Genomic DNA, 979 nt, shown 5'->3' on the forward strand with positions numbered 1-979 from the left:
GATAAGTCGCACCTGAGGCGATACTACCTAGAAGCTATTCCGCTGAACAGTAGCAAAAAAGAGATTCCAGGTTCTGCCGCTGCCAAAGGAAGAGCTTTTTGTAACAAGCTCTTTGCACTTGAAAAGCAATGGAAACATTTACCGCATGAGGAGCGTAAACAGAAGCGTCTAGAACAGAGTATTCCTGTTCTAAATGCCTTTTTTGCATGGGCTGAAAATGTGAATACCCATCAAGAGCCGTTAAAGAAAGCCATTAAATATACACTGAACCACAGGGAGTACTTTACGAACTTCCTGTTGGATGGGCGTATTCCGTTTACTAATGCCTTATCCGAGAATGCCATTAGACCTGTCGCTTTAGCAAGAAAGAACTTCCTCTTGTCCGACACCCCGCAGGGTGCCGAAGCAAGTGCACTTGTCTTCAGCATCATAGAAACGGCGAAAGCTAATGGTTTGGATCCTTATGAATATCTAGTCCATATATTTAGAAATCTGCCCAATCTAGATTTTCATAACAAGCCGGAATTATTGGAAAGCCACATGCCATGGGCGGATATGCTGCCGGAATTATGTTATGCAAAGAAAACAAGTAAAGAAGCTGAGGAAGGAAAATAAGCAGGATGGCGATGACTAATATTAACTACATAATGGATATGTCAAAATCATTTCTCGATGGAGAAATTGATATTATAGACTTTTATCTGGATTTTCCCTATGAGATAGAAAAGCGCTATCGGAAGATGGTACGAGAAGACAGAGAATATGCAGAACTTATTTTTGATTATCTAGTAGAAGAAGGAACCAATAAATACGATGATCTTTCTGATGCCCAGTTCAAGAGGTTGATCCGTAAACAGTATAAATACATCAAGGATGTTGCAAGTGAAGGATTTTTGTAAGAATGTAAAATGGCCCTGATTTTCAATAACTGAAAATCAGGGCCATTTTTTTATACTACGCTATTTGTTCCACCGCTTAC

Annotated in this window: 2 protein-coding genes; both read left to right on the top strand. The window is 39.8% G+C overall.

From position 1 onward, the window contains the following. Positions 1-615: IS66 family transposase (locus tag DSOL_RS26115; RefSeq protein ID WP_139314639.1), on the top strand; the 615-nt coding region annotated here is incomplete at its 5' end. Positions 616-626: 11 nt separating this feature from the next. Next, positions 627-899, top strand: a complete 273-nt coding sequence (locus tag DSOL_RS26120) for a hypothetical protein (protein WP_235839016.1) — start codon at positions 627-629, stop codon at positions 897-899. Positions 900-979 lie beyond the last annotated feature (80 nt).

Origin of the sequence: Desulfosporosinus metallidurans (assembly GCF_001936615.1) — a bacterium.
GTDB lineage: Bacteria > Bacillota > Desulfitobacteriia > Desulfitobacteriales > Desulfitobacteriaceae > Desulfosporosinus > Desulfosporosinus metallidurans.